This window comes from Streptosporangium sp. NPDC050148 (assembly GCF_055586505.1).
This window is the reverse complement of sequence record NZ_JBVJIA010000008.1, coordinates 187320-212966: the sequence shown is the minus strand read 5'-3', so window position 1 is coordinate 212966 and position 25647 is coordinate 187320. Positions and strand designations below refer to the sequence as shown.

Annotated in this window: 28 protein-coding genes; 15 read left to right on the top strand and 13 right to left on the bottom strand. The window is 72.6% G+C overall.

The features are described 5' to 3' along the window. Nucleotides 1-124: 124 nt before the first annotated feature. Together ACZ6RT_RS11760 and rfbB are read left to right on the top strand one after the other, a co-directional pair. Nucleotides 125-943: an SAM-dependent methyltransferase gene (locus ACZ6RT_RS11760; RefSeq protein WP_470153292.1), complete on the top strand. Its 819-nt coding sequence runs from the start codon at nucleotides 125-127 to the stop codon at nucleotides 941-943. Nucleotides 944-1310: 367 nt separating this feature from the next. Then, nucleotides 1311-2249: a dTDP-glucose 4,6-dehydratase gene (rfbB, locus tag ACZ6RT_RS11755; RefSeq protein WP_399189791.1), complete on the top strand. Its 939-nt coding sequence runs from the start codon at nucleotides 1311-1313 to the stop codon at nucleotides 2247-2249. Between the two features lie 145 nt (nucleotides 2250-2394). Here rfbB and ACZ6RT_RS11750 read toward each other — a convergent pair whose 3' ends face one another. The 4 genes from ACZ6RT_RS11750 to ACZ6RT_RS11735 all read right to left on the bottom strand — a co-directional run bounded on the left by ACZ6RT_RS11750 (nucleotide 2395) and on the right by ACZ6RT_RS11735 (nucleotide 5602). After that, complete coding sequence (locus tag ACZ6RT_RS11750) at nucleotides 2395-3075, bottom strand: response regulator (RefSeq protein ID WP_399189789.1); 681 nt, start codon at nucleotides 3073-3075, stop codon at nucleotides 2395-2397. Beyond that, nucleotides 3072-4196: a sensor histidine kinase gene (locus ACZ6RT_RS11745; protein WP_470153290.1), complete on the bottom strand. Its 1125-nt coding sequence runs from the start codon at nucleotides 4194-4196 to the stop codon at nucleotides 3072-3074. Before ACZ6RT_RS11745 ends, ACZ6RT_RS11750 begins: the two co-directional genes overlap by 4 nt. A 14-nt stretch (nucleotides 4197-4210) precedes the next feature. Then, complete coding sequence (locus ACZ6RT_RS11740; protein ID WP_470153288.1) at nucleotides 4211-5131, bottom strand: DUF4429 domain-containing protein; 921 nt, start codon at nucleotides 5129-5131, stop codon at nucleotides 4211-4213. Nucleotides 5132-5371: 240 nt separating this feature from the next. Beyond that, complete coding sequence (locus ACZ6RT_RS11735) at nucleotides 5372-5602, bottom strand: hypothetical protein (protein WP_470153286.1); 231 nt, start codon at nucleotides 5600-5602, stop codon at nucleotides 5372-5374. A gap of 229 nt (nucleotides 5603-5831) precedes the next feature. Here ACZ6RT_RS11735 and ACZ6RT_RS11730 point away from each other — a divergent pair, with 229 nt between their 5' ends. Continuing rightward, the gene (locus tag ACZ6RT_RS11730; protein ID WP_399189782.1) at nucleotides 5832-6428 is read left to right on the top strand and encodes a dTDP-4-dehydrorhamnose 3,5-epimerase family protein; all 597 of its coding nucleotides are present in this window, start codon (nucleotides 5832-5834) and stop codon (nucleotides 6426-6428) included. Between the two features lie 13 nt (nucleotides 6429-6441). On the opposite strand, the gene rfbD is transcribed toward ACZ6RT_RS11730, so the two are convergent. Continuing rightward, nucleotides 6442-7308, bottom strand: a complete 867-nt coding sequence (rfbD, locus tag ACZ6RT_RS11725; protein ID WP_470153284.1) for a dTDP-4-dehydrorhamnose reductase — start codon at nucleotides 7306-7308, stop codon at nucleotides 6442-6444. A 283-nt stretch (nucleotides 7309-7591) separates the two neighbouring features. Between rfbD and ACZ6RT_RS11720 the strand changes: the two genes are divergently transcribed. Next, nucleotides 7592-8188 (top strand): ArsR/SmtB family transcription factor, encoded by a 597-nt coding sequence (locus tag ACZ6RT_RS11720; RefSeq protein ID WP_399189778.1) that lies wholly within the window; start codon nucleotides 7592-7594, stop codon nucleotides 8186-8188. Between the two features lie 10 nt (nucleotides 8189-8198). Then, nucleotides 8199-8954, top strand: a complete 756-nt coding sequence (locus ACZ6RT_RS11715) for an SRPBCC family protein (RefSeq protein ID WP_470153282.1) — start codon at nucleotides 8199-8201, stop codon at nucleotides 8952-8954. Nucleotides 8955-9069: 115 nt separating this feature from the next. Here ACZ6RT_RS11715 and ACZ6RT_RS11710 read toward each other — a convergent pair whose 3' ends face one another. Further along, a complete protein-coding gene (locus ACZ6RT_RS11710) occupies nucleotides 9070-10158 on the bottom strand; it encodes a hypothetical protein (RefSeq protein ID WP_470153280.1) in 1089 nt (362 codons plus the stop codon). Further along, on the bottom strand, nucleotides 10158-11321 hold the full coding sequence (locus ACZ6RT_RS11705) for an NlpC/P60 family protein (RefSeq protein WP_470153278.1): 1164 nt from the start codon (nucleotides 11319-11321) through the stop codon (nucleotides 10158-10160). The genes ACZ6RT_RS11710 and ACZ6RT_RS11705 overlap by 1 nt, the downstream gene beginning before the upstream one ends. A gap of 217 nt (nucleotides 11322-11538) precedes the next feature. Here ACZ6RT_RS11705 and ACZ6RT_RS11700 point away from each other — a divergent pair, with 217 nt between their 5' ends. Then, on the top strand, nucleotides 11539-12777 hold the full coding sequence (locus ACZ6RT_RS11700; protein WP_470153277.1) for a helix-turn-helix domain-containing protein: 1239 nt from the start codon (nucleotides 11539-11541) through the stop codon (nucleotides 12775-12777). 89 nt (nucleotides 12778-12866) lie between these two features. Here ACZ6RT_RS11700 and ACZ6RT_RS11695 read toward each other — a convergent pair whose 3' ends face one another. Both ACZ6RT_RS11695 and ACZ6RT_RS11690 read right to left on the bottom strand, forming a co-directional pair. Continuing rightward, the gene (locus ACZ6RT_RS11695) at nucleotides 12867-13403 is read right to left on the bottom strand and encodes an NUDIX hydrolase family protein (RefSeq protein WP_344893202.1); all 537 of its coding nucleotides are present in this window, start codon (nucleotides 13401-13403) and stop codon (nucleotides 12867-12869) included. Between the two features lie 125 nt (nucleotides 13404-13528). Beyond that, nucleotides 13529-13999, bottom strand: coding sequence for a TipAS antibiotic-recognition domain-containing protein (locus ACZ6RT_RS11690; RefSeq protein ID WP_470153274.1), 471 nt, complete (start codon nucleotides 13997-13999; stop codon nucleotides 13529-13531). Nucleotides 14000-14171: 172 nt separating this feature from the next. On the opposite strand from ACZ6RT_RS11690, the gene ACZ6RT_RS11685 reads away from it, so the two are divergent. The 7 genes from ACZ6RT_RS11685 (at nucleotide 14172) to ACZ6RT_RS11655 (ending at nucleotide 19990) form a co-directional block, all read left to right on the top strand. Continuing rightward, nucleotides 14172-14246: a putative leader peptide gene (locus ACZ6RT_RS11685; protein WP_470153365.1), complete on the top strand. Its 75-nt coding sequence runs from the start codon at nucleotides 14172-14174 to the stop codon at nucleotides 14244-14246. Nucleotides 14247-14428: 182 nt separating this feature from the next. Continuing rightward, entirely contained in the window at nucleotides 14429-15448 is a 1020-nt protein-coding gene (locus ACZ6RT_RS11680) for an ABC transporter substrate-binding protein (RefSeq protein WP_399189765.1), read from the top strand. After that, complete coding sequence (locus ACZ6RT_RS11675) at nucleotides 15445-16380, top strand: ABC transporter ATP-binding protein (protein ID WP_470153272.1); 936 nt, start codon at nucleotides 15445-15447, stop codon at nucleotides 16378-16380. The genes ACZ6RT_RS11680 and ACZ6RT_RS11675 overlap by 4 nt, the downstream gene beginning before the upstream one ends. After that, nucleotides 16373-17524 carry an ABC transporter permease gene (locus ACZ6RT_RS11670; protein ID WP_470153271.1) on the top strand — a complete coding sequence of 384 codons (1152 nt, stop codon included), beginning with the start codon at nucleotides 16373-16375 and terminating at the stop codon, nucleotides 17522-17524. The genes ACZ6RT_RS11675 and ACZ6RT_RS11670 overlap by 8 nt, the downstream gene beginning before the upstream one ends. Beyond that, the gene (locus ACZ6RT_RS11665; protein WP_470153269.1) at nucleotides 17521-18870 is read left to right on the top strand and encodes an LLM class flavin-dependent oxidoreductase; all 1350 of its coding nucleotides are present in this window, start codon (nucleotides 17521-17523) and stop codon (nucleotides 18868-18870) included. The genes ACZ6RT_RS11670 and ACZ6RT_RS11665 overlap by 4 nt, the downstream gene beginning before the upstream one ends. After that, nucleotides 18867-19403 carry an NADPH-dependent FMN reductase gene (locus ACZ6RT_RS11660; RefSeq protein WP_470153267.1) on the top strand — a complete coding sequence of 179 codons (537 nt, stop codon included), beginning with the start codon at nucleotides 18867-18869 and terminating at the stop codon, nucleotides 19401-19403. Before ACZ6RT_RS11665 ends, ACZ6RT_RS11660 begins: the two co-directional genes overlap by 4 nt. After that, complete coding sequence (locus tag ACZ6RT_RS11655; RefSeq protein WP_470153265.1) at nucleotides 19400-19990, top strand: flavin reductase family protein; 591 nt, start codon at nucleotides 19400-19402, stop codon at nucleotides 19988-19990. The genes ACZ6RT_RS11660 and ACZ6RT_RS11655 overlap by 4 nt, the downstream gene beginning before the upstream one ends. Before the next feature lie 94 nt (nucleotides 19991-20084). Here the strand turns inward: ACZ6RT_RS11655 and ACZ6RT_RS11650 are convergent, their stop codons facing one another. After that, nucleotides 20085-21263: a WD40/YVTN/BNR-like repeat-containing protein gene (locus ACZ6RT_RS11650; protein ID WP_470153264.1), complete on the bottom strand. Its 1179-nt coding sequence runs from the start codon at nucleotides 21261-21263 to the stop codon at nucleotides 20085-20087. 129 nt (nucleotides 21264-21392) lie between these two features. Here ACZ6RT_RS11650 and ACZ6RT_RS11645 point away from each other — a divergent pair, with 129 nt between their 5' ends. Together ACZ6RT_RS11645 and ACZ6RT_RS11640 are read left to right on the top strand one after the other, a co-directional pair. Beyond that, nucleotides 21393-21839 (top strand): MarR family winged helix-turn-helix transcriptional regulator, encoded by a 447-nt coding sequence (locus tag ACZ6RT_RS11645; RefSeq protein WP_470153263.1) that lies wholly within the window; start codon nucleotides 21393-21395, stop codon nucleotides 21837-21839. A 37-nt stretch (nucleotides 21840-21876) separates the two neighbouring features. After that, nucleotides 21877-23136 carry an epoxide hydrolase family protein gene (locus ACZ6RT_RS11640; RefSeq protein ID WP_470153261.1) on the top strand — a complete coding sequence of 420 codons (1260 nt, stop codon included), beginning with the start codon at nucleotides 21877-21879 and terminating at the stop codon, nucleotides 23134-23136. A gap of 180 nt (nucleotides 23137-23316) precedes the next feature. On the opposite strand, the gene ACZ6RT_RS11635 is transcribed toward ACZ6RT_RS11640, so the two are convergent. From ACZ6RT_RS11635 to ACZ6RT_RS11625, 3 genes are read right to left on the bottom strand one after another with little or no spacing between them, the layout of a single operon-like run. Further along, complete coding sequence (locus ACZ6RT_RS11635; RefSeq protein WP_399189747.1) at nucleotides 23317-23862, bottom strand: DUF1707 domain-containing protein; 546 nt, start codon at nucleotides 23860-23862, stop codon at nucleotides 23317-23319. Next, on the bottom strand, nucleotides 23859-24662 hold the full coding sequence (locus ACZ6RT_RS11630; RefSeq protein ID WP_470153259.1) for an ABC transporter permease: 804 nt from the start codon (nucleotides 24660-24662) through the stop codon (nucleotides 23859-23861). The genes ACZ6RT_RS11635 and ACZ6RT_RS11630 overlap by 4 nt, the downstream gene beginning before the upstream one ends. Then, complete coding sequence (locus tag ACZ6RT_RS11625) at nucleotides 24659-25624, bottom strand: ATP-binding cassette domain-containing protein (RefSeq protein WP_470153257.1); 966 nt, start codon at nucleotides 25622-25624, stop codon at nucleotides 24659-24661. The genes ACZ6RT_RS11630 and ACZ6RT_RS11625 overlap by 4 nt, the downstream gene beginning before the upstream one ends. Between the last annotated feature and the right edge of the window lie 23 nt (nucleotides 25625-25647).

Genomic DNA, 25647 nt, shown 5'->3' with positions numbered 1-25647 from the left:
GGACGGCCTCGCGGACGACGGGGAGAAGGCTGCCGCTTCTGTCCTGCGAAGTCAGGATTTTTCGGTAAAGATCCAGAAGGTCGTAGGTGTTCCCTATCATTCCGGGTCAACGGGGAGGAGGGACATGACCGATCACGACGTCATGCCGGAGGGGATCGATCCGGGCGTTCCGAGCGTCGCACGGATGTACAACCACTATCTCGGGGGCAAGGACAACTTCGCCGCGGACCGGGCGGCCGCGGAGGAGTTCATGCGGGTGCTGCCGGGCATCCGCGAGATGGCCTGGGCGAACCGGGCCTTCCTGTCGCGGGCCGTCACCCTCCTGGCGCAACAGGGGGTGCACCAGTTCCTCGACGTCGGGTCGGGGCTGCCGACGCGGGAGAACGTGCACGAGGTCGCCCACCGCGTCGCGCCGCAGGCCCGGGTCGTCTACGTCGACATCGACCCCATCGTCCTGGCGCACGGCCGCGCGCTGCTGCAGGACACCCCCCTCACCTCGGTCGTCCGGGCCGACGTGCGGGAACCCGAGGCGCTCCTGGCGCACCCGGAGATCGGGGACGTCCTCGACCTCACCCGGCCGGTCGCCGTGCTGCTGGCGTCGGTGCTGCACTTCGTCCCTGACGAGGCCCTGGTCACCCACCTGATGAGCGTGCTCCGCGGGCGCCTCGTCCCGGGAAGCCACGTGGTCCTCTCGCACGCCTTCGAGGGCGACGTCGACGACGAGACGCGCGAGGCCGGCCAGCGGCCCTACCGGCTGACCGGCGCGGGAGGGCTCACCTCGCGCGGCCCGGAGCGGCTCGCCGAGCTGATGGACGGGCTGGAGATGCTGGAGCCGGGGGTCGTACCGGTGCAGGCGTGGCGGCCCGAGCGCCACGGGGTCGAGGAGGAGGTCCCCGTGGACCTCACCCTGCCCGCCATCCTCGCCGTCGTCGGACGTCGCTGACCGGTGCCGCCGGTCGGTGCCGCCGGTCGGTGCCGCCGAACGGTGACGCACCGACGTGCGGACCGACGTGCGGACCGACGTGCGGACCGACGTGCGAGCCGGAGGGCCGGGGGCCGGGGCCGGGGCCGGGACAAGTTTTACGGCGCCCTGGCCCTCGCGGTACGGCGCTTGCCCCGGCCGGGGGTAGGGGGAGGGCGTCGCGTCGGAACGATCCGCGACCGGTCGTCCTTCCCGGCCACCACCGGCCGGAACCGTACCGCGCCCGGTACCGGCCGGTGGCGGGAGGCCGGCGGGCGGGGAGCGGACGGCGCGTGCCAGGTCCGGTCTCCGGCCGTGGCCGGTTCCCAGCGAAAGGCGCAGCCCGTCCATGAGAGTCCTCGTCACCGGCGGCGCCGGGTTCATCGGCTCGCACTTCGTCCGTACCCTCGGCCAGGACCGGGTCACGGTGCTCGACCGGCTCACCTACGCCGGTGACCGGGCCAACCTGGAGGGGGTGCCGCACGACTTCGTGCACGGGGACGTCTGTGACGCCGAACTGCTCGGCCGGGTGGTGCCCGGCCACGACCTCGTGGTCAACTTCGCGGCCGAGTCGCACGTCGACCGGTCGATCGAGGGGGCGGCGGAGTTCGTCCGCACCAACGTGCTGGGCACCCAGACGCTGATGCAGGCCTGCCTGGAGGCGGGCACGCCCAGGATCGTGCAGGTCTCCACCGACGAGGTGTACGGGTCCGTCGAGACCGGCTCCTGGGACGAGGACGCCCCGCTCCGCCCGCGCTCACCGTACGCGGCCTCCAAGGCGGGCGGCGACCTGATCGCCCGCTCCTACGCGGTCACGCACGGGCTGCCGGTGTCGATCACCCGGTGCGGCAACAACTACGGGCCGTACCAGTTCCCCGAGAAGGTCGTCCCGCTCTTCGTCACCAACCTGCTCCAGGGGCGCAGGGTCCCGCTGTACGGCGACGGCGGCAACGTCCGCGACTGGATCCACGTCGACGACCACTGCCGCGGCATCCGCCTGGTCGCCGAACGCGGTGAGCCCGGGGAGGTGTACCACATCGCCGGCACCGCCGAGCTGACCAACCTGGAGCTCACCGGGAGGCTGCTGGAGGCGCTGGGCGCGGGATGGGACATGGTCGAGCGGGTCGCCGACCGCAAGGGCCACGACCGCCGCTACTCGCTCGACGACACCAGGCTGCGCGCCCTCGGCTACCGCCCGCGGATCGCCTTCACCGACGGCCTGGCCGAGACCGTCCGCTGGTACGCCGACAACCCCTCCTGGTGGAAGGGCAAGCGGCAGACCGGCTGAGCGGCCGGGTCCTCACCCGGCCGGACGCGCGGGACGGGCCCGGTCACACGGGGGACGGGCCCCGGTGTGATGGACGGGCCCCGGTCACAGCGGGACGAGCCCCGGTCATGAGGGACGGGTCCCGGTCGTGAGGGACGGGCCCCGGTCACGGGGGGTCGAGCAGGCGCGCGTCGTGGACGAGCAATGCGACCTGCACCCGGTTGTTGAGGTCGAGCTTGGTCAGGATGCTGGACACGTGCGTCTTCACCGTGGCCAGGGTGAGGTGCAGCAGGACACCGATCTCCGCGTTGGACATGCCCCGGCCGACCGCGAGCGCCACCTCGCGCTCCCGGTCCGCCAGCCGGGCCAGCCGCTCCCTGGCCCGGGCGCGGCGCTCGTCGCCGTCGGCGTCGGCGACCCGGGCGATGAGGCGGCGCGTCACCGAGGGGGAGAGCACCGGGTTGCCCAGGGCGACCTGGCGCACCGCGGCCACGATCTCGGCGGGCGGAGTGTCCTTGAGCAGGTAACCGGCGGCTCCGGCGCGCAGCGCGCGCAGGACGTGGTCGTCGGCGTCGAAGGTGGTCATCACGATGACCTCCGGCCCGCCGGGGCCCGCCCGGAGCGCCTTGGTCGCGGCCAGGCCGTCCATCACGGGCATCCGGATGTCCATCAGGACGACGTCGGGGCCGTGCAGGCCCGCGAGGGAGATCGCCTCCCTGCCGTCTCCCGCCTGCGCGACGACCCGCAGGTCCGGGGCGCCGCCCAGCATCATCGCCAGCCCGGCCCGTACCAGGGGATCGTCGTCGGCGATGAGCACGGTGACCTGCGGCGGTGGTGGAGAGGTCATGTCGGCCAGGGTAACCAGGCCGACAGCCTCCAGCCACCTTCGGCGGTGGGGCCGTGCTCCAGTCGCCCCCCGACCAGGTCGACCCGCTCGGCCAGGCCGAGCAGCCCGCGTCCCGGGCTCCCGCCGCGCGGGGCCGCCGGGACCCCGGAGGCGGAGTTGAGCACCTCGACCGTGAGCCACTCACCGGGCCTCCCGGCCGTGCGCACCGACACCTCGGCGCCCCGGGCGTGCTTGCGGGCGTTGGTCAGGGCCTCCTGGACGATCCGGTACGCCGTCCCGCCCGCCCGCGCGGGGACGGGCTCGGCGACCTGCCGGCTCAGGTGCACCCGCATCCCGGCCCGCCGGGACTCGGCGACGAGCTCCTCGATGTCTGCCAGGGACGGCTGCAGCAGCTCACCGGCCGGGGCCCGCAGGACGCCGATGACCTCCCGCAGGTCCTGCAGCGCCTGATGGGCGCTCTGCCTGATCACGCCGGCGGCGCGGGCGATGTCCTCGGCCGGGGCGTCCGGGTTGAACTCCAGGGCGCCGGCGTGCACGCTCAGCAGGGAGAGCCGGTGCCCGAGGACGTCGTGGATCTCCCTGGCGATCGTCTCGCGGACGCGCTGCTGCGCCTCGGCCTCGGCCCTGGCGGCGCTCTCCCGCAGGGAGACGAGCAGCCGGCGCCGGTGCTGCACGAACAGGCCCCAGCCGGTGGCGGCGCTCTGGGCCACGAAGCCTATGGTGAACAGCACCACGCCCGGGGTGCCGGGCATGCTCCGGGTCATGACGAAGATCACGCTGGAGACCATGCTCAGCGCGAAGACGAGCGCCGTGGTCCGTGTCGACCGGTGCACCGCCACCGTGAACAGGGCCACCAGCAGCGCGCCCGCGGTCAGCTCGAAGAAGGCCGACAGGACGATGAGGACCAGGACCAGGCCGACCGGCCACCGCCGGCGCGCCCAGAGCGCGACGCAGCTCAGCGCGCCGACCAGCTGGTCGAGCCGGAAGGCCCAGAGCGGTATGTCCAGCGGAGGCGCGGCCAGGCGGTCGGAGAGCGTCAGCGCCCCGACGGCCGCCGCGGCCAGGAACAGGCCGATGTCCACGAGCCAGTCGCGGACGCTGCGCCGGGAGGCGGACGGCACGGAACCCTCCCCGCTCAGGTCTCTTCGAGACGGCGCAGCAGTGACCGCTTGGCCGAGGTGAACTCCTCGTCGGTGAGCACCCCCGAGCGGTGCAGCTCGCCGAGCTCGCCCAGGCGGCGCACCACGGCGTCGTGCTCGTCGAGTCCGGCCGCGCCCCGCGCCGGGACCCGCCCGTCCTCCGGCCCGTCCGGGGAACGCCGGTCGTCCGGTGCCGCCGGGAGCGCGGCCAGGTTCCCGGCGTGGCGCGGCAGCCTGGCCAGCACCGCGGCGGCGACCAGGGCGCTCGCCCCGCCGTAGCGCTGCAGGCCCCACGATAGGCAGTGGACGTCGTTCTCCGGTGACCGGGCCGGAACGGCCTGCCGGAGCCGGAACCGGAGGCGCCCGTACCCCACCCCGCTCTGCGGGGCCCACTCCACGCCCTCCAGGTCGCTCACCAGGAACGTCTGCGAACCCGCCGTCTGCTTGATCGACGTGGCGAACAGGGTCCAGTCGATGCGGACCCGCTCGCCGTCGAAGCTCACCGTGCCGTCGCCCGCCGAGGCCGACACCGGCACGGCGGGGCCTGGGAGCAGGAACTCCTCGCACGGGCCGCCCGGCACCCCTTCCAGCGCCAGCGCCGAACGCACCTCGTCGACCAGGTACTCGGCGGTCCAGGCCCGGTCCCTGGGGACGGCCAGCCGGTAGGGGTCGGCGGAACCCGAGAGCCTCCCGGCGACCACGTCGCTCAGCGGATCGGCTCCCGGCCGCAGCCGGAGCTGGAGGTCGCCGCCCTTGCGCGAGGGCTCGAACGAGGCACCGGCGATCGCCACCAGGGGGATCGTCACCTCGCCGAGGGTCCTGCGCAGCTCGTGCGTGTCACCGCCCCCTCCCGGCACGATCCGGAGGGTCTCGCTGTCGAACGTCCACGAACCGCTCGGGACGAAGATTTCGGCCATGCCGTCACCCTAAAACATCGCGGCACACGGCGACCGTTCCGGGGAGGCCGCCGGGCGCATGCCCCGTTCGGTATCGGCCTCTTTCCCGCCCTCCGGCCGTGATTTCCGTTCTTTTCTTCCGGGGGTATCGGCACGCCGTTCTTTTCCGGCCTTCCGGAAAGGCCCCTTTCAATGGCGGCCGTGCGTTCACGGAACCGACGGCCTCGGTACGGAGGGCATCGGGCCGGGAGGAGGTGCGCCCTATGATGACGGAGCCCTTTCTGCGGCGATCATCATAATGAGGCCGAGCGCGGCCAGGATCAGATTCGCGTAGATCTCGCGGCCTTCGAGGAAGGCGACGTTGCCGACGACGACACGGTTGAAGAAGTTGAGCACCGGACCGAAGAAGGGCTGGCCGACGAGATGGTCGATCGTCCCGCTGGCCCCCTGGAGGGCGAGGACCAGACCGATGAACTGGATGGATTTCCGCACGTTCCGAGGTTAGGGGTGTTCATCGCCGGGGGAATCGGTCGTTGGGATTCTCCGGCCCGACCAAGGTGGCCGTACGGGAGGGATTCTCCGACGAAAGTATGAGGCGCTCCGACTTCGGTCGCCCGGGACGTGATCCGGGTTACCGTATAACGGCGGCGGGTCGCGACGGAAAAGGCCGTGGCGCCTTCCTCGCGGCGCGGCCGTACGACATGGAGCAGGAGCAGCCCGAATGAAACCCATGGAGATCGAAGGCGCGTGGATCGACGCTCCGAGAATGCACGTCGACGATCGCGGAGGTCTTCATGAATGGTTTCGTGAGGGGGATTTCCGCACCGCCACCGGCAGGGACCTGCGGCTCTCCCAGGCGAACTGTTCCGTCTCGCGGCGCGGCACCCTGCGCGGCATCCACCTCGCCGACGTCCCGCCGGGCCAGGGGAAGTACGTCAAGTGCGTGCGGGGAGCGGTGCTGGACGTGGTCGTGGACGTCCGCGTCGGCTCGCCGGGGTTCGGCCGCTGGGAGCTGGTGCGGCTGGACGACGAGGACCACCGCGGGGTGTTCCTGTCCGAGGGGCTGGGACACGGCCTGCTGGCGCTGACCGACGACGCGACCGTGATCTACCTCTGCTCGGAGGGTTACCGCCCGGCCAGGGAACACGGCGTGCACCCGCTCGACCCCGAGCTGGGCATCGCCTGGCCCGCGGGCGTCGAACCGCTCCTGTCGCCCAAGGACGCCGCGGCGCCCACCCTCGCCGAGGCACGCGACCGCGGACTGCTCCCCTCGTACGAGGAGTGCCTGGCCTTCTACGCGTCGAGGTCGTACCCGTAGCCCGGCGGGCGGGTCACCGCCGGACGAGACGGCCCGACGGGTCCAGCCGGGCCGCGCGGAGCGCGTCCCGCCAGGGACGGAGCGGTTCCAGGCCCATCTCCGGCGACCGCGTGTCGTCCAGGACGCTGAAGGCGGGCCGGTCGACCGGGCTGCCGAAGGCCGCCGACGTCGTCGGGCGGACCCGGTCCGGATCGGCGCCGGCCAGCCGGAAGATCTCCCGGGCGAACTCGAACCAGGTGGTGTCGCCGGAGTTGGTGGCGTGGAACCTGCCGGTCGCCGAGCCCAGGCCGCCGATCGTGACCAGCCGGTCGGCGAGGTCGGCCGCCCAGGTCGGCTGCCCGCGCTGGTCGTCGACCACGTCGACGGTCTGCCGCTCGGCCATGAGCCGGAGCATGGTGCGCACGAAGTTCGATCCGTGGGCGCCGTACAGCCAGGCCGTCCGGACGATCGCCGCGGAGGGCAGCAGGCCGAGCACGGCCTCCTCCCCGGCCAGCTTGGTCCGCCCGTAGGCGGTCCGCGAGCCCGCCGGGTGGTCCTCGCGGTAGGGAACGGCGGCGTCGCCCGGGAAGACGTGGTCGGTGGAGATGTGGACCAGCCGGGCGCCGTGGCGGGCACAGGCCGCGGCGAGGAACCGTGGCCCGTCGGCGTTGACCCGGTGCGCCTCCGGCTCGTGGTCCTCGGCCGCGTCCACGGCCGTCCACGCGGCGCAGTTGACCACGACCCTCGGGGCCAGCGCCCGGAAGGCGGCGTCGATCCGGTCCGGGCGGCAGATGTCGAGGTCCCGGTGGCCCAGCGCGGCCACGTCGTGCCCCCGCTCGCGCGCCCGCGCGACGACCTCGTGGCCCAGCATGCCGTTCGCTCCGGTGACGAGCCAGACCATGACGTCCCCTTCGAGCGGCGGCTGTGCGGACCCCCGGGGGCAGCGTATCCGCGGGTGGGGCCACAGGTGGGACCGCGGGATTGTTCAACGGCCGAATCCCCGGCTCCGGTCCGGACGCGACCCGGCCCGAGGACGCCGAACACCGGGACACCGAACACCGGGACGACGGGAATCGGGACGACGGGAGTCGGGACGGAGAGCGGGACGAGGGGAACCGGGCCGAGGAGAACCGGCAAACAATGCTGCGTTGACAATTAATTTTGTCGGCGGATAGTCTTCGGTCATGCAGGAGATCGCCGTGATCGAGGACCCGGCCGCCGCCGAGGTCTCACTGGATCCCATCCGGGCCCGGCTGCTGGCCGAGCTGAGCGAGCCCGGCTCCGCGACCATGCTGGCCGCCAAGGTCGGCCTGCCTCGCCAGAAGGTCAACTACCACCTGAAGACCCTCGAGGCGCACGGGCTCGTCGAGATGGTCGAGGAGCGGCGCAAGGGCAACGTCAACGAGCGCATCATGCGCGCGACCGCGGCCTCGTACGTGATCTCACCGACCGCGCTGGCGTCGGTCGAGCCCGATCCGGCCCGTTCCCCCGACCAGCTCTCGGCGAGCTGGCTGCTGGCCGTCGCGGCCCGGCTGGTCCGCGACGTCGGGGCGCTCATCGGTGGTGCCGCCCGGGCGCGAAAGCGCGTCGCCACCTTCGCGATCGACGGGGAGGTGCGCTTCGCCTCGGCCGCCGACCGGGCCGCGTTCGCCAGGGAGCTCGCCGGGACCGTCACGGCCCTCGTGGCCAAGTACCACGACGAGTCCGCGGAGGGCGGCCGTGACCACCGGATCGTCGTCGCCGTCCACCCGAGCGTGACGCCGCCGTCTACCCGAGCGTGAAGGAGCCTCGATGCGTGAAGGAGCCTCGATGACCCACCCGTTCGAGCTGAACCAGGAGATCGAGCTCGCGGCCACGCCCGAACAGGTCTGGGACGCGATCGCGACCGGGCCGGGCGTCGACTCCTGGTTCATGGGGCACTCCGAGTTCGGCACGTCCGCCGGTGAGCCCGCCTTCCTCACGGTGATGGGACGCACCGAGCAGTCCACGATCACCGCGTACGAGCCGGGCGCCCGTCTCGGCATGCGCGGGGAGGAGGCCCCCGACGGCCGGTTCATGGCGACCGAGTACCTCATCGAGGGGCGCGGCAGCGGCACGACCGTGCTGCGGATCGTGCACAGCGGCGTGCTCGGCGACGACTGGGAGACCGAGTTCGAGGCGATGAAGGCGGGCTGGCCCCTCTACCTGCGGACCCTCGGGCAGTACCTCGCCCACTTCACCGGCCGCACGCCGTCGGTCACGACGGTCTTCCGGCCCGGTGCGGGCGGCGCGGACGCCACGTGGAAGACCGTCACGGAGGCGCTGGGCGTCACCCCGGACGTCGGCGAGGGCGACGAGGTCCACCTTCCGGACGGCTCCACCGGGGTCGTCTACCACGTGATCCCGCACGCCGGCCTGGGGGTCCGGACCGGCCAGGGCCTGTACCGGTTCGTCCACTCGGGCGACGACCGCGGTGACGTGCTCTACCTCGGCCACCAGAACTTCACGGGCCGCGACGAGCAGGCCGCGTGGGACGCCTGGACGGCCGAGCGCTTCGGCCGCCGTTGACGCCGGTGCCGGTGCCGGTATCGGTGCCGAGCCGGTCGGGGAGCCGGCGACCGCGGGACGCTCCCGCGTACGGGACGAGAGCCCGGTCACGGGGTGACCGGGCTCTCGCGGGGGATCAGCGGATGGTCAGGGGACGGTGGGTGGTGAAACCGGTCCCCGCCGACAGGCCGTCGGTCAGGCGACGGTGGTCGGTGCCGTAGTCCCGGCGCTGCTGGTACGCCCAGTAGGAGGTGCGCCTGGCGTCGGCCCACCGATCGAAGATGATCACCCGTCGTGCGGTGGCCGGGCCGGTGGACCTGATGATCAGGTCACCGGAGCGCAGCTCGGCGACCGGGATCGGCCTGCTGTGGCGGGCGGAGGACAGCCCGCGCGAGTCGGGCCCGGGGGCCGCGAGCCGCAGCGCCATGGAGGCGTAGCCGGAGCCGTCGGTCCGGTAGCCGCCGTGCAGCCCGGTCTGGCTGTACGGCACCCGCTGCGCGGTGCCCGGGTTCCAGGTCTTCGCGCGGGCGACGACCTCGGCCCGTGTCACACCGCTCGCCGGCCAGAGCGCCGAGACGATCATCTGCCCGTCCGCCGCCTGCGGCTGGTAGCGCTCGGGGTACTTCGACACCTGGACACGCTGGCAGACGTCACCCACCACGGCCGTCCGCCATGACCCGTCGGGGTACTTGCGGAGCATCTTGTCGAGGAACGCCCCGGTCGACCAGGCCACGTCCAGCCGCTGGGCGGCGGTTCCCCACGACGCCCGCTGCTGGAACACGCCCAGGCTGTCATGGTCGACCTCCCGGTTGATGTTCCGCACGCCCGTCTCGATGACGGCCGTGGTGATCGCGATCACCGCGGCCTCCCGGGGAAGCCCGCGGGCGCGGACCGCCCCGACCACCGCCCGGGCGCAGGAGACGCGGTAGCCGTCCATGTAGCCCCGCATCTTCATGGTCAGCCGGGTGTTGAGCACCCCGGCCAGTGCCGTGTCGTCCGCCGTCACCCCGGCCGGATCGCACGGGGAGGTGGGCAGGGGGGCGGCGGAGAACGCCGCCTCCGCGGGAGCGCCGAGCACGGCCGGCAGGGGCGTGGCGGAGGCGGCCGCCCCCGCGGGTGTGCCGGAGGCGGTCACCACCGTGGCCGCCACGGCCGTCGCCAGCAGGATCGCCCCCGCGATCCCGGCAGGTGCGGGCGGGGCGGCGTGGGGTCGTGACCGGGGCACTAGCGGATCCTCAGCGAACGGTAGGCCTTGAACTGGGTGCCGGCGGTCAGGCCGTGCTTGACCACGCGGTAGTCCGTGCCGTAGCCGGTGCGCTGCTGGTACGCCCAGTAGGAGGTTTTCTTGGCGTCGGCCCACTTGTCGAAGATGACCACCGCGCGGGCGGTGGTGCCGCCCACCGGGTCGATGACCAGGTCGCCCTGGAGCAGCTCGGTCATCTTGATGGGACGGGTGTAGGTGCTCTTGGCCAGGGCGACCGTGTTGGGGCCGGGCTTGGCCAGGCCGAGCGTCATGGAGACGTAGCCGGAGCCGTCGGCCCGGTAGCCGCCCTGCAGCTTGGTCTGGCTGTAGGGAACGCGCTGCGCGGTGGCGGGCTTCCAGCTCTTGGCCCGGGTGATCACCTGGGCGCGGGTGACCGTGGCGGGCGGCTTGGGCGCGTCCTCACGGATCTTGTTCGCCCGGTAGGCCTTGTACTGGCTTCCCGACGACAGGCCGTAGGTGCGCGTCCGGTAGTCCGTGCCGTAGCCGCCGCGCTGCTCGTAGGCCCAGTAGGAGGTCTTCTTGGTGTTGGCCCACTTGTCGAAGATGACCACGTGGCGGGTGGTGTTGGTGCCGATGGCGTCGATCACCAGGTCGCCCCTGCGCAGCTGTGACATGGTGATGCGCTTGGTGTGGGTGCTCTTGGCGAGCCCGACGGTGTTCGGGCCGGGCTTGCCGAGGCCGAGCGCCATGGAGACGTAGCCGGAGCAGTCGGTACGGTAGCCGCCGCGCGTCTTGCTCTGGCTGTAGGGCACGCGCTTGGAGGTACCGGGGTTCCAGGTCTTGGCCCGGGCGATCATCTGCGAGCGGGTGATGGTGGAGGCGGCGAAGGTGGTCGCCTCCTCCTCCGTCGTCACGTCGGGCTCGCCGTACTCGTCCGCCGGGGTGCCGGGCGGGGGCTTCTCGGTCTCGTCGTCGGGGTCCGGCGCCGTCGTGTTCGTGGGCGTCGGGGTCGGGGTCGGCGTGGGGGTCGGGGCGGGGGTGGTCGCCGCGACGGCCGGCTGCTCGGCGAGGGCGAGGGGCGCCGCCTGTGCGGACGTCGCCGTCACCAGACCGCCTCCGCAGACCACCGCGGTGGCCAGCGCCAGATATCCCGCTGTGATCCAGGAGTTTCGGGTCGAGGACATGTGCTCTCCTTGTTCCTGCCGTTGATCGTTCGGTCGGACGAGGACACACGTTGGCAGGAAATTCCTGAAACACATCGTGAAATTGATGAAGTCGGGACAATAGCTACTAATGGGACCGACGTGACCTGCAATGACTCAGACCGCTGAGACAAGGTTGGGACGAATCACCGTGGTGAATGGAACCGGGAACACGAGCCGGAACCGGCGGCAGCGACCGTTGTCGGACGATCTGCCTGAGCCGACCCGTGTTCTTCTGCAGGAGCTGAGAGCTCTGAGGGAACGGGCGGGGCTGGATCTGCGCGCGCTGGAACAGGCGACGCACGCGAGCCGGTCGTCCTGGGGACGGTGGCTCTCGGGAGAGACGTGGATCCCCCTGGACGCCGTGGAGGGACTCGCCCGGCTCTGCCGGGAGGACGAGAGAAGGTTCCGGGGGCTGTGGGAGGCGGCCGAACGGGACCGGCGGGCGGCCGACCTCCCCGACACGGGGCAACGGGTGCGCGAGACCGCCGGGGACGAGTCCGGCGCGCCCGTACCGGAGGCCGGGGCGGCGCCCCTGTCCAGGACCGGGTCCGTGTCCGGCTCCGGAGCCGGCGCTCCCGTCCCCGGAGCCGGCGTGACCGTCGCCGGGGCCGGGGCCGGGTCGACCGTGCCCGTTCACGGGGGGAGCGGGCCGGACCTCGGCGTGACCCTGGTGGAGCGCGGCCCGGTCGTGCCGGGGCCCGGGACGCCCGTCCCCGGGTACGGCGCGCCCCCGACGGGTGCCGGGGTGACGGTGCGGGATCTCGACGTGACCGAGCCGGGGCTGGGCATGACCGTGTCACGGCCGCCGTCGGGCCGCTCGCGGCGGCGGTTCCTGATCGGGACGGCGGTGGGCCTGTCCCTGGGCATGGCCGCCGGGGTCGCGATCGGAGGGTCGGTCCTGATGAACCGGAAGGACGAGGACCCCGAGCCGCCGGGCGCGGCCACCGGCCAGGCCACGGTGACCACCGCGGGCAGGGCCGCGGACATCGACCGGGAGACGGTGATCGAGCGGGCCGAGAGCTGGCGTCCGGGCACCGAGCAGCGCGTGCCCTACAGCCAGCTCAAGAAGCACGACGGGTACCGGACCGACGGCTCGGGATACGCCTCCATGGCGCTCGGGCTCCGAAAACCCGGCCCGAACACGATCAGCCTGGCCTCACCGGGCCTGAGCCGCCGCATCAAGATGTCCGAGCTGATGCGCGGGGACCTGGTGATCGACCCGGTGGGCGGCAACACCGCCCGCGCGGTGGTCATCTTCGACAGATGGGCCGACTCCGGGCGCACCTCGTACTGGGCGTACCAGCAGCGCGCCCAGTACGGCACCGACCACCGCGTCGTCCGGCACGGGCTGGTGCCGGGTGACGACTTCCGCGCCTACCGTCCGGTCAACCTCCGCGACGGCGCCACCGGCCAGGACACCGCCGCGCCGGAGTGACCGGCCGGGTGAGAACGGGGGCCGCGCCGGAGACCGGCCCGGTCCCCGGTCCCGGTCCCCGGGCGTCGATCCCCGGTCCCGGACGCCGGTCAGAACAGGCAGCCGACGTGGGCGAGGGCCTGCTTCAGCAGGACGCCCTGGCCGCCGGTCATCTCCTGCTGCACCATCGGCGACGAGGCCTCCCGCGGCGTGAACCAGACGAGGTCGAGGGCGTCCTGGCGGGGACGGCAGTCACCCGTGACCGGCACGACGTAGGCCATGGACACGGCGTGCTGCCGGGGGTCGTGGTAGGGCGTGACCCCGGGGGAGGGGAAGTACTCGGCGATGGTGAACGGCTGCGGGGAGGCGGGGACCTGCGGCAGCGCGGTCGGGCCGAGGTCCTTCTCCAGGTGGCGCATGAGCGCGTCCCGGACGCGTTCGTGCAGGAGAACGCGCCCCGAGACCAGCGCGCGGCTGACCGCGCCGTCGCCCCCGATGCGCAGGAGCAGGCCGACGTGCGTGACCACCCCCGCCTCGTCGAGGCGTACCGGTACGGCGTCGACGTAGAGGATCGGCATCCGCTCGCGGGCCGATTCCAGCTCCTCGGGGGAGAGCCAGCCGGGCGTGGTTTCGGTCATTTCGGTCATTGGCCGATCGTACTTCGCGACCAGGCCCGCAGGCGCGATCCTCGCTGCGGTGTTCCGCGACGGGCTCGGGCCCCCGCCGTGCCCACCCCCGGACTCTCCCGGCCCCGCCACCGGATCCGGTGCCCCTACGGCCCTGCGGTCCCGGAGGCGCGGTCGGCGTTCGCCCTGATCGCCGTCCGCAGCCACTCCGCCGCGCCCGGCCGGGTGTTCGCCTCGATGCCCGCCCGGAAACGCGGGTCGTCGACGTACAGGTCGCTCTTGCGCACGTGGAACTCGTGCGTCATGTCGTAGAACCAGCGGGCGATGTGCCGCCGCTGCGCCTCGGCCACGTCCATCGCCGCCTCGCCCGACGGGTCCTCACCGGCGTCCATCAGCTCGCGGATCCGCGCCTCGATCGCCGCGTTGTCGCGGTTGATCCGCTCCCACTGCTCCTTGCCGTAGGCCGCGACGCGCTTCGCCGACTGCTCGTACGCGGTGGAGTCCCCCCACCGCTGCTCCACCTCGTCGAGGTACTCCTCCTCGCGGTCGGCGAACTCGCCCCACACCTCGCGCTTCTCCTCGGGGGTGAGCGGGGACCGGATTCTTCTGTCGTTCATGGCGCCGACCGTAGGGACTGACGTCACGTGAGGGTCAAGCGGTTCCGGCACGGGCACGGAGGCCCTGTCCCGCCGTGCCGCGCGCGGCACGCAGGGGGAGGCGGCCGACATATTTCATGTAAAGCAAGTAGGAAATATTGACTTCTGTCCCACCGGATCGTAGGTTCGGGACATGAGCAATGGGCTTCACCTGACCCGCCGCCCGCACGTGGACCTCTGTCACGTCGCCGGCGCGCAGTGTCGTTGATCACGGATCACTGACGATCGCCCTGCCGGTGAGGGACGCGGCCTCCCGCCGCCTTCCCGACCCTCACCCCTCGCGTGGCCGACGGTGCCCACGCCTTCCCATGTCCCGTCCCGTCCCACCGGCATGTCCCGCCGTGCCACGGCGCCGCGCGAGCATGCCCTTCCTCTCCGAGGACAACCTCCGTGATCAGAACCAGACACGCCCTCCTGCCCGTACTGCTGGCCCTGTCCCTGACCGCCTGCGGCTCCGCCGCCGGATCGTCCCGTACGGGTGCCTCCGAGGTCACCGAGCTGCGCTACCAGGGCAGCGTCGGCGCCGTCACCTTCCCCGAGCTCGCCCAGGCGCTGGGCTACCTCGGCGACGTCAAGCTCAAGTGGGTCGGCAACACCATCTCCGGTCCCCAGGACATCCAGTCGGCCGCCACCGGCCAGACCGACTTCGGCGGCGCGTTCAACGGCGCGATCGTCAAGCTCAAGGCGGCCGGTGCCCCCATCAAGGCCGTGGTCGGCTACTACGGCAGCGACGAGGGCAGCTACATCGGCTACTTCGTCGCCGACGGATCACCGATCAAGGGCCCGCGGGACCTGATCGGCAAGAAGATCGGCGTCAACACCCTCGGCGCCCACCTGGAGGCCGTGCTCAAGGAGTACCTCAAGCGCGGCGGCCTGACGCCGCAGGAGATCGAGAAGGTCGAGCTGGTGGTCGTGCCGCCGGTCAACACCGAGCAGGCGCTGCGCCAGGGGCAGATCGACGTGGCCGCGCTCTCGGGCATCCTGCGCGACAAGGCCCTGGAGCGCGGCGGCATCAAGCCCCTGTTCAAGGACATCGACCTGTTCGGCTCCTTCACGGCGGGCAGCGTCGTGCTCACCGAGAAGTTCATCGAGCAGAACCCGAAGACCACCGCCACGTTCGTCGGCGCCTTCGCCAAGGCCGTCGAGTGGACGCAGACCCACTCCCGCGAGGAGGTGGTCGCCAAGTACAAGGAGATCATCGCCGCACGCGGGCGGAACGAGGACGCCACGACCGTCGAGTTCTGGAAGAGCAGCGGGATCAGCGGCAAGGGCGGCGTGATCGCCGACAAGGAGTTCACCACCTGGGTCGACTGGCTGGAGCGCGAGGGCGAGATCAAGCCCGGCCAGGTGAGGGTGTCCGACCTCTACACCAACGAGTTCAACCCCTTCGCGAAGGGGAGCGCGTCATGAGCCCGCGCGTCGCGGAGGACAGGACCGCCGGCAGGAGCACCGGCAGGAGCACCGGCGGGGACGTCGGCGGGGACGTCGGCCAGGGCCCCGCCGGCCTGGAGACCTTCGAGGCGGGACGCGGGGACCCCGCCGCCCGGCCGGTGAAGATCGGGATCCGGGACGTGGACAAGGTCTTCCGGATCAGGGGATCCAGCCGCCCGTTCACCGCCGTCCAGGGCGTCGACCTGGACGTGCGCGAGGGCGAGTTCCTCACCCTGGTCGGCCCGAGCGGCTGCGGCAAGTCCACCCTGCTGGACCTCGTCGCGGGCCTCACCGCGCCGACCGGCGGCGAGATCCTCATCGACGGCCAGGCCGTGAACGGCCCCGGCCTCGACCGCGGCGTCGTCTTCCAGCAGTACGCGCTGTTCCCCTGGCGCACCGCCCTGGGCAACATCGAGTTCGGCCTGGAGGCCAAGGCCGTGCCGAGGAAGGAGCGGCGCGAGCGGGCACGGCACTACCTGGACCTGGTCGGGCTGGGCGGGTTCGAGCACCGCTACCCGCACGAGCTGTCGGGCGGTATGCGCCAGCGCGTCGCGATCGCCCGCAGCCTGGCCTTCGACCCGGACGTGCTGCTGATGGACGAGCCGTTCGCCGCGCTGGACGCGCAGACCCGCGAGTCCCTCCAGGAGGAACTGCTGCGCATCTGGGAGAAGACGAAGAAGACGGTGGTGTTCATCACCCACGGCATCGACGAGGCCGTCTACCTCGGACAGCGGGTCGCGGTGATGACGTCCCGGCCCGGCCGGATCAAGCGGATCGTCGACATCGCCTTCGACTCGCGCGAGGGCGACCTGCGCGCCGACCCCGTCTTCGGGGAGTACCGCCATCACGTCTGGACACTGCTGCGCGACGAGGTCGCCACGGCTCAGGAACAGGAGCGGACCGTTGGCTGACGCGCTCACCACATCCGAGGTCCCCAGGACCGCCACCGCATCCCAGATCCCCACCACGACCGGGACCACGACCACGACCGGGACCGGGACCGGGACCGCGACCGGGACCGCGACCGGGACCACGACCACGACCGGGACCGCGACCGGGACCGGGACCGCACACGGTGCCCCCGCACGGTCGGCCTCCGCGGACCGGCCGGGGACCCTCACCGCGGACCGGCCGGGCGCCGTCACCGCGGACCCGGCCGGGACCGGCCCGGCGAGCGCCCCGCCGGTCCTCCCCGCGACGGGGAACGGCGGGGAGCCGGTCAGGGGGGACGTGCCCACCGCCGAGGACCGGGCCACGAACTTCTTCAGGGTCACCGGCGCCGCGCGGACGTCCGCGGTCTCGTGGCTGGGACTGCTGCTGCGCAGGACGTCGGCCGTCGCCCTGCTGGCCGGGATCTGGGAGGTGCTGCCCCGGATCGGGGTGGTGGACGCGGTGTTCGTGCCGCCGCTCTCGCAGGTGCTCGTCGCCTGGTACGACCTGCTCGTCTCCGGGCAGCTCGTCGACCACTTCCAGGCGTCGCTGATCCGTTCCGTCTCGGGCTTCGGCTTGGCGATCCTGGCCGCCGTCCCGCTCGGCCTGGCCATCGGCCGCTACCGGCCGGTCGCCGACTTCCTCAGCCCGGTGCTGGAGCTGTTCCGCAACACCTCGGCCGTGGCCCTGCTCCCGGTCTTCATCCTGGTCCTCGGCCTGGGCGAACCCTCGAAGATCATCTTCGTGTTCTACGCCTGCTCCTGGCCGATCCTGCTCAACACCGTCAGCGGGGTCAGGACCGTGGAACCGCTGCTGATCAAGTCCGCCCGGTCCATGGGGCTCAGCCCGCTGCGGCTGTTCCAGAAGGTGATCCTCCCGGCGTCCGTGCCGACCATCTTCACCGGCATCCGGCTGGCCGGGGCCACCTCCATCCTGGTGCTGCTGTTCGCCGAGATGGTCGGCGCCAAGGCCGGCCTGGGCTACCTCGTCCAGGACTCGCAGTTCAGCTTCCGCATCCCCGACATGTACGCCGGGATCATCACGATCTCCGCGCTGGGCCTGCTGTTCAACCTGCTCCTGCTCGCTGTGGAGCGCCGCTTCTCGACGTGGAGGACCACCTCATGACCACCCGCAGGCTGCACCTGAACGCCTTCCTCATGGGCGTCGGCCACCACGAGGCCGCCTGGCGCCACCCGCGCACCGAACCCGCCCGGCTCAACGACGTCCGGCACTACCAGCAACTGACGCGCGTCGCCGAGCGCGGCCGTCTCGACTCGGTCTTCCTGGCCGACGGCCTGGCCCTGCACGGCGACGTCCGCCACAACGCGCTCGGCGGCCTGGAACCCCTCACCCTGCTGTCCGCGCTCGCCGCGGTCACCGACCACATCGGCCTGATCGCGACCGTCTCCACCACGTACAACGAGCCGTTCCACGTCGCCCGCAAGTTCGCCTCCCTGGACCACATCAGCGGCGGCCGGGCCGGGTGGAACATCGTCACCTCGGCCGGTGAGGCCGAGGCGCGCAACTTCGGCATCGAACGCCCCGCGCACGCCGACCGCTACGCCCGCGCCGACGAGTTCCTCGACGTGGTCACCAAGCTCTGGGACAGCTGGCAGGACGACGCGATCGTCCGCGACCGCGACGGCGGCGTCTACGCGGACACGACCAGGATCCACCCGATCGAGCACGCCGGGGAGCGGTTCGCCGTCCGCGGCCCGCTCAACACCTCCCGCCCGCCGCAGGGACACCCGCTGCTGGTGCAGGCCGGCTCCTCCGAGGCGGGCAAGGAGTTCGCCGCGCGGCACGCCGAGGCGGTCTTCACCGCACAGCAGACCCTCGCCGAGGGCCGGGAGTTCTACACCGACCTCAAGAGCCGCCTGGCCCGGTACGGCAGGAGTCACGACGAGCTGCTCATCCTGCCCGGCATCTCCCCGATCATCGGTTCCACCGAGGCGGAGGCGCACCGGCTGGAGAGGGAGCTGCAGGATCTCATCACCCCCGCCTACGGCCTGGCCCAGCTCTCCACCCTGACGGGCATCGAGCTGACGCATGACGCGCTGGACCGGCCGCTGCCCGACGTCTCCGTCGAGACCGAGGGGGCGCAGAGCCGTCGCAAGCTCGTCGTGGACCTGGCCCGCAGGGAGAACCTCACCGTCCGGGAGCTCCTCGGGCACCTGGCGGGCGGGCGCGGGCACCGGGTCGTGGCCGGGACCCCCGAACAGATCGCCGACCAGATCGAGGAGTGGTTCACCGCGGGCGCGGCCGACGGCTTCAACATCATGCCGCCGATCCTGCCCGGCGGCCTGGAGGACTTCGTCGACCACGTCGTCCCCGAACTGCAGCTGCGAGGCCTGTTCCGTACCGAGTACGAGGGCCGTACGCTGCGCGAGAACTACGGCCTGCCGCGTCCGGCCTCCCGCTACGAGCCGTCCGCGGTCGCCGCGCGGCCCGGGGCGGTGGTGGCGTCATGAGCTCCGTCGTGACGCTGGTCGGCAACCCCCGCGAGGGGTCCCGGACGCGGACCGTGGCCGTGGCCGCGGCCGAGACGCTCGGACGGCGCATCGGGTACGACGACCCGCCCGAGGTCGTGGACCTGGCGGCGCTCGCGCCGCACCTGCCGACCCCGGCCCCGTCCCCGCAGGTGGAGGTGGCGCTGGAGCTGGTCAGGGGGGCCGGCGTGCTCGTGGTGGCCAGCCCCACCTACAAGGCCACCTACACCGGGCTGCTCAAGGTGTTCCTCGACCGGCTGCCCGGGGGCGCGCTGGCCGGGACCGTGGCACTGCCGCTGCTGGTCATGGGCGATCCGCGGCACGCCCTGGCCGTCGAGATCCACCTGCGGCCCGTACTGGTCGAACTGGGCGCGCTCGTGCCCACCCCGGGCCTGGCACTGGCCGAGGCCGAGATCCCCGCCCTCGACGCCCGCCTCGGCCCCTGGGCCGACCGGGTCGCCCCCCAGGTGACGGCCGCGCTCAGGGAGACGCTCGGACAGGGAGCGCAGGCATGACGGAGACCATCACCGAAGCCCCGCGTACGGCCGCGCCCGGTCCCGCGGAGAACGTCACCACCCCGCACCCGGTCCCGTCCGATCCGCTCGATCCGCCCGTCCTGGGCGTGGACGGCGAGACCTTCCGGCTGGCCCTGGGGGCGCACGCCGCGGGCGTCGTCGTGATCACCGCGCAGACCGAGGGCGTGCCCGCCGGGCTGACCGCGACCTCGTTCTCGTCGGTGAGCCTGGACCCGCCGCTGGTCTCCTTCTACGTCGACCGGCACTCCACCACCTGGCCCCTGCTGCGCGCGGCCGACCACTTCGCGGTCAACATCCTGAACGGTGACCAGGCGGAACTGGCCTCGCGGTTCGCCCGCAAGGGCATCGACCGCTTCGCCGAACCCACCCGGTGGCGCCCCGGGCCGCTGGGGGCGCCGCTGCTGCGGGACGTCTCGGCGCACCTGATCTGCCTGCCCCACCAGACCGCCGAGGTGGGCGACCACATCCTGGTGGTGGGCCTGGTCGCCGAGGCGGTCGCGAACGGCCCGGACCGTCCGCTGCTGTACCATCGGGGCCGTTTCGGCCGGTTCAGCGGCCACGCCTGACCCGGCGTCCGGCGGGCCCCGCCGGTCCGGTCCCGTACCGCGGACCGGGCCGGGCCGGTGGGGCGCCGGGGGCGCCGGGGGGAGCGGGGCGGGGTCAGCCCAGCCGCAGGCGGGCCACCCTGCCCTGTTCTCCCGACGCCCAGCAGCCCGCGCGGAGCGTGCACGAGACGGTGTCGAACGAGCCCGTGTCGAAGGTCGTCCACGTCCGCCCCGAGGTGAGCGTCACGTCGCTGCCGGACGGGCCCACCGCGACGGCCGCGAACGGCGGGAACGGAAGCCAGGTCACCCCCGACCGGTAGGCGGGGGGCGCCGCGGCGGCCGGCCGCCAGGTCCTCCCGCCGTCCCGGGTCAGCGCCGCGGCCATCGGGGACCGCTGGTCGGGCCGGTAGTCGCCGCCCACCGCGATGCCGTGGCGGGGACCGCGGAAGGCGAGGGCGAAGACGCCGCGGGCGGGGTCGGCGGCCGGGATCGGGGTGTCGCTCACGGTCCAGGTCAGGCCGCGGTCGCGGGAGTGGAACACCCGGGAACGGTCGGCGCCGCCGGTGGCGAGCCAGACGTCGCGTTCCCCGGAGGTGGTCAGGCACTGGCCGCTCGCGGCGAACCCGGCCTCACCCGGGAGCGCCGCGGGCATCCCGTCGGAGGGCAGCACACGCCAGCTCCGGCCGCCGTCGCCGGTGGACAGGATGCGGAACCTCCCGTCCACCGGGTCGCTCATCGCCAGCCCGTGCTCGCGGTCGAAGAAGGCCATGCAGTCGTAGAAGGCGCGGGGCTCGTCGTTGCGGAACGTCTCCGCCCAGGTCCGTCCGGCGTCGTCGGTGCGGTAGACGCGGGAGTCGGTGCCCTCGCCGATGGACAGGACCACCGCCTTGCGCGGGCCCAGGGCCTCGACGTCGCGGAACTGCAGGGCCTCGGTGCCGGGCGGACCGACGTCGGACCAGCTCCGCCCGCCGTCGGCGGTGCGCAGGACCGTGCCCTCGCTGCCCGAGGCCCAGACGACGTCACGGCTGACGGGGGACAGGCCGCGCAGGCGGGAGGTCACGCCGGTCTGCTTCACGTCCCAGCCGAGCCGCGGGAACGCCGAGGCACCGGCCCCCGCACCGGTCTCCGTCCAGGTCTCCGTCCAGGTCCCTGTGCCGGTCTCCGTGCCGGCCCGCGCACCGGTCTCCGCGCCCGCGGGCAGGGTCGCGGCGGTCGCGCAGAGCAGCGAGGACACCGACACCGCCGAAAGTGCCGACAGAACCGACAGTGAGCGCATGAACGATCTAAGCCTCATGTCGGGAAAAGTAACTCACGATGGTCAAGACGTCCACAGGTACGGGTGAGGCCGCACGGCACTCCTGTCTCGTCCGCGTATCACCGGCTCATATAAGCAAATTATATAAATCGGTGATACATTCGGCCCATGACACCGCGGAGACGGCAGGAGCTCGACGCCGGCGACCTCGCCGCCGTGCTGGAGGAGTTCATCCGGAGCTTCATCCGGCTCCCCTCGGCGGAGAGGCACACCTTCACCACGCTGTCGGTCCTGCACACGCTGACCCACAGGGGCCCGATGCGGCTGACCGCGCTGACGACGACCGAGCAGATCACCCAGCCCGCCGTCACCCAGCTCGTCGACCGGCTGGAACGCGACGGGCTGGTGGAGCGCCGCCCGGACCCAGACGACCGCCGTGCGGTGCTCGTCCAGGTCACCCCGGCCGGTGCGCGGATCGTCCACACCCGGCGCCGGGACCGTATCGACCGGCTCGCGCGGCTGGCCGAGACCCTGACCCCCGAGGAACGGCACGCCATCGGCGCCGCCCTGCCCGCACTGGCACGGATGGCCGCGCTCATGGACGACGAGCGCTGACCCGGGCCGGTCCCCTCGCGACCTCGAAAGGAACCCCATGACGGCCACGGCACGCTCCTCCCTGCAGCCCACGCCCGTTCACGTCCCCGACGCCGTGCTGGACGACCTCAGGGCACGGCTGCGCCTCACGCGGTGGCCCGAGTGGCCCGACGTCGCGGACGATCACGACGGGACGGGCGATCACGACGGGCGCTACGGCGTCGACCGCGCCTACCTGCGGGACCTCGCCGACCACTGGCTCCACCGCTACGACTGGCGCGAGGCCGAGGCCGCGATCAACGCCTACGAGCACTACCGGGTGGACGTCCAGGGCGTCCCGGTCCACTTCATGCGCAGGCCCGGGGCCGGGCCCGACCCCGTACCGCTGATCCTCACGCACGGCTGGCCGTGGACGTTCTGGCACTGGTCGAAGGTCGTCGACCCCCTCGCAGACCCGGCGGCCTTCGGCGGCGACCCGGCCGACGCGTTCGACGTCATCGTCCCCTCGCTGCCCGGCTTCGGCTTCTCCACCCCGCTGCGGGACCACCACGACATGAACTTCTGGAAGGTGGCCGACCTCTGGCACACCCTGATGACCGACGTCCTCGGTCATCACAGGTACGCCGCCGCGGGATGCGACATCGGCGCCCTGGTCACCGGCCAGCTCGGCCACAGGTACGCCGACGCGCTGCACGCCGTCCACATCGGCTCCGGCCAGAAGCTCACCATGTTCAACGGCGACCGGGCCTGGGACCTCAGCGGCGGGCGGCCGATCCCCGACGACCTGCCCGAGCCCGCGCGCCGCCGGCTCGTCTCCCTGGAGCGGCGCTTCGCCGTCCACCTGGCGGCCCAGGTCCTGGATCCCGACACCCTCGCCTACGGGCTCACCGACTCACCGGTCGGCCTGCTCGCCTGGCTCCTGGAGCGCTGGGACCGCTGGAGCGACAACCGCGGCGACGTGGAGAACGTCTTCTCCAAGGACGACCTGCTCACCCACGCCATGATCTTCTGGGTGAACAACGCCGTCGGCACCTCGATGCGCTACTACGCCAACGCCAACCGCTACCCCTGGACCCCCTCCCACGACCGGTGGCCGGTCGTCGAGGCCCCCACCGGCATCACCTTCGTCGGCCACGAGAACCCGCCGGGCGTCACCACCCCCGAGCAGCGGATCCAGAGCTGGCTCTCCGGTGACCGCGCCGCCTGGTACCACCACGTCAACCTCACCGCCCACGAGGACGGCGGCCACTTCATCCCCTGGGAGATCCCCGGCGCCTGGGTCGACGACCTGCGCCGCACCTTCCGCGGCCGGCGCTGAGACCTCCCCGGCCCCGGGACGGGCCGGGCCCCGGCTCCCCGCCCCGGGTGGGGAACCGGGGTGGGGAAACCGGGGCCACGGGTGACGGACGCGCACGACCGGGGCCACGGGTGACGGACGCGACCGGGACCGGGGTGACGGACGCGCACGACCGGGGCCACCGGCGACGGACGCGACCGGTCAGGACCACGGGCGCGGGTACCGGACGCGCACGCTGCCGTAGGCCAGCTCGCCGGTGACCCGGACGTGCGGCCTGCCCGGGTGCGCACGTGCCGGCACCTTGCACGTCACGCCGCCCCACTCGGTCGCCACCCCGTCCACGTCCGCGGTCGCGCCGGGCGGCAGGACGATCGTGGCGGAGCCGTACGCGAGCCGGAGGTCGATCTCGATCTCCGGGTGGTCGACGACGGCCTGGGACAGGTCGAGCAGCACGCCCCCGTACTCCGACTCGACCCGCAGCCGCCGGGGGACCCGCCATTCGCCCGTCCGCTTGATGCGCCCGCCCGTGGACCTCAGCTGGACCACGTCCTCCGCGACGGGGTCGGGCAGACCGGCGGTCACCGGCATCAGGTCGCCGCCGGAGATGGCGGTGAGGGCCCGTTCGAGGCGCTCGTCCAGTTCCTCGGGGCTCAGCCGTCCCTCGGCGAACGCGTGCTGGAGCCGCTGGACGATCCTGTCGCGGTCCTCGTCGGACAGGCGCGGACCGTCGTTCCCCGGAGTCGTCACAGGCTGACCGCCCTCTTGTAGAGCCGCGTGGCCAGCGGGACGAACACGACCAGCAGCAGCGCCGACCAGAGCAGCGACGCCGGGACGGCGTGCCGGAGCGGCCACGCGTCGGGGACCGGGAGACCGGGGCCGGTGTTGCCGAAGAGCTCGCGCGCCGCCTGGACGATCGTGGAGACGGGGTTCCACTCGGCGATCACCTTCAGCGGCCCGGGCAGCCGCGTGCTGTCGACGAAGGCGTTGGAGAGGAAGACCAGCGGCATCGACACGACGGTGGCGATGTTGTTGAACGTCTCGGGGGTGCGCAGGGCCAGCGCGACCGTCGCCGTCACCCAGGAGAACGCGTAGGAGAACAGCAGCAGCATCGCGAAGCCCAGCACGGCCTCCTGCGGCGAGGAGTGGATCCGCCATCCGACGACCAGTCCCATCACCGACATCGCGACGATGCTGCTCACGTTCATCAGCACGTCGGAGACGGTCTGGCCGATCAGCACCGCCGACGGCGCCATGGGCAGCGTGCGGAACCTGTCGAAGATGCCCTTCTGCAGGTCGTGGGTCAGGGTGTACCCGGTGATCTGCGCGCTCATGACGATCGTCTGCACGAAGATCCCGGGGATCATGAACTCCTGGTACGACATCCCCGGTATCTGGATCATGCTGCCGAAGACGTAGGCGAACAGCAGGATGAACACGATCGGGAGGATGATCACGCCCCCGAGCTGGTCGGGGGCGCGTTTGACCCTGAGCGCGTTGCGCTTGGTGATCGTCATTCCGTCGGCGATCGCCACCTGCAGGACGTTCATCGGCCGTGCTCCTTCGCGTTCTGCGTCGTCTCGTGTCCGGTGAGGGTCAGGAACACGTCGTCGAGGGTCGGCCGCCGCAGGCCGGCGTCCTTCACGGCGATGCGCTCCGTGGCCAGCCTGGTCAGGGCGTCGGCGAGCGACGCGGCGCCGTGGGCCACCGGGACGATCACCTGGAGCGCGGGGGCGTCGACCTGCGTCTCTCCCACGGCCAGGGGCGCCAGCGTCCGCCGGGCGTTCTCCAGGTCCTCCGGGCGCGTCACGGTCAGCGCGATCCGGTCGCCGCCGACCCGGTCCTTGAGCTCGTCGGGCGTGCCGAGCGCGATGACGCGGCCGTGGTCGATCACCGCGAGCCGGTCGGCCAGCCGGTCGGCCTCCTCCATGTACTGGGTGGTGAGCAGCAGCGTCGTGCCGACGGCGACGAGCTCGGACAGGACGTCCCACAGCGCCGCGCGGGCCCGGGGGTCCAGGCCGGTGGTGGGCTCGTCGAGGAACAGCACCGGCGGGTCGGCGACCAGGGCCCCGGCCAGGTCGAGCCGCCGCCGCATGCCACCGGAGTAGCCCTGTACGGGACGGTCCGCGGCCCCGGCCAGGTCGAAGCGCTCCAGCAGCTCGCGTGCGCGCTCCCTGCTGCGCCCGGTGCCCAGGTGGTAGAGCCGTCCCACCATCTCCAGGTTCTCGGCGCCGGTGAGGTGGTCGTCGACGGCGGCGTACTGCCCGGAGACCCCGATGTGGGAACGCAGCCGCTGGGCGTCGCGGACGACGTCGAACCCCGCGACCGTGGCACGGCCGGCGTCCGGCCTCAGCAGCGTGGTCAGGATCCGCACCGTGGTGGTCTTGCCGGCGCCGTTCGGCCCGAGCAGCCCGAACACCGTGCCCTCGGGGACGGACAGGTCCAGCCGGTCGAGGGCGATCACGTCGCCGTACTTCTTGACGAGGCCTTCGGCCGTTATCGCGGGGGGCATGGCTTCTCCTGTGTCGGAAGTCT

Coding starts and splice junctions, on each gene's coding strand:
- ACZ6RT_RS11660 (WP_470153267.1), top strand. CDS start 18,867: ATGAGCTCCGTCGTGACGCTGGTCGGCAACCCCCGCGAGGGGTCCCGG.
- ACZ6RT_RS11730 (WP_399189782.1), top strand. CDS start 5,832: ATGAAACCCATGGAGATCGAAGGCGCGTGGATCGACGCTCCGAGAATG.
- ACZ6RT_RS11675 (WP_470153272.1), top strand. CDS start 15,445: ATGAGCCCGCGCGTCGCGGAGGACAGGACCGCCGGCAGGAGCACCGGC.
- ACZ6RT_RS11665 (WP_470153269.1), top strand. CDS start 17,521: ATGACCACCCGCAGGCTGCACCTGAACGCCTTCCTCATGGGCGTCGGC.
- rfbB (WP_399189791.1), top strand. CDS start 1,311: ATGAGAGTCCTCGTCACCGGCGGCGCCGGGTTCATCGGCTCGCACTTC.
- ACZ6RT_RS11630 (WP_470153259.1), bottom strand. CDS start 24,662: ATGAACGTCCTGCAGGTGGCGATCGCCGACGGAATGACGATCACCAAG.
- ACZ6RT_RS11750 (WP_399189789.1), bottom strand. CDS start 3,075: ATGACCTCTCCACCACCGCCGCAGGTCACCGTGCTCATCGCCGACGAC.
- ACZ6RT_RS11740 (WP_470153288.1), bottom strand. CDS start 5,131: ATGGCCGAAATCTTCGTCCCGAGCGGTTCGTGGACGTTCGACAGCGAG.
- ACZ6RT_RS11645 (WP_470153263.1), top strand. CDS start 21,393: ATGACACCGCGGAGACGGCAGGAGCTCGACGCCGGCGACCTCGCCGCC.
- ACZ6RT_RS11720 (WP_399189778.1), top strand. CDS start 7,592: ATGCAGGAGATCGCCGTGATCGAGGACCCGGCCGCCGCCGAGGTCTCA.
- ACZ6RT_RS11705 (WP_470153278.1), bottom strand. CDS start 11,321: ATGTCCTCGACCCGAAACTCCTGGATCACAGCGGGATATCTGGCGCTG.
- ACZ6RT_RS11640 (WP_470153261.1), top strand. CDS start 21,877: ATGACGGCCACGGCACGCTCCTCCCTGCAGCCCACGCCCGTTCACGTC.
- ACZ6RT_RS11690 (WP_470153274.1), bottom strand. CDS start 13,999: ATGAACGACAGAAGAATCCGGTCCCCGCTCACCCCCGAGGAGAAGCGC.
- ACZ6RT_RS11715 (WP_470153282.1), top strand. CDS start 8,199: ATGCGTGAAGGAGCCTCGATGACCCACCCGTTCGAGCTGAACCAGGAG.
- ACZ6RT_RS11650 (WP_470153264.1), bottom strand. CDS start 21,263: ATGAGGCTTAGATCGTTCATGCGCTCACTGTCGGTTCTGTCGGCACTT.
- ACZ6RT_RS11625 (WP_470153257.1), bottom strand. CDS start 25,624: ATGCCCCCCGCGATAACGGCCGAAGGCCTCGTCAAGAAGTACGGCGAC.
- rfbD (WP_470153284.1), bottom strand. CDS start 7,308: ATGGTCTGGCTCGTCACCGGAGCGAACGGCATGCTGGGCCACGAGGTC.
- ACZ6RT_RS11695 (WP_344893202.1), bottom strand. CDS start 13,403: ATGACCGAAATGACCGAAACCACGCCCGGCTGGCTCTCCCCCGAGGAG.
- ACZ6RT_RS11655 (WP_470153265.1), top strand. CDS start 19,400: ATGACGGAGACCATCACCGAAGCCCCGCGTACGGCCGCGCCCGGTCCC.
- ACZ6RT_RS11760 (WP_470153292.1), top strand. CDS start 125: ATGACCGATCACGACGTCATGCCGGAGGGGATCGATCCGGGCGTTCCG.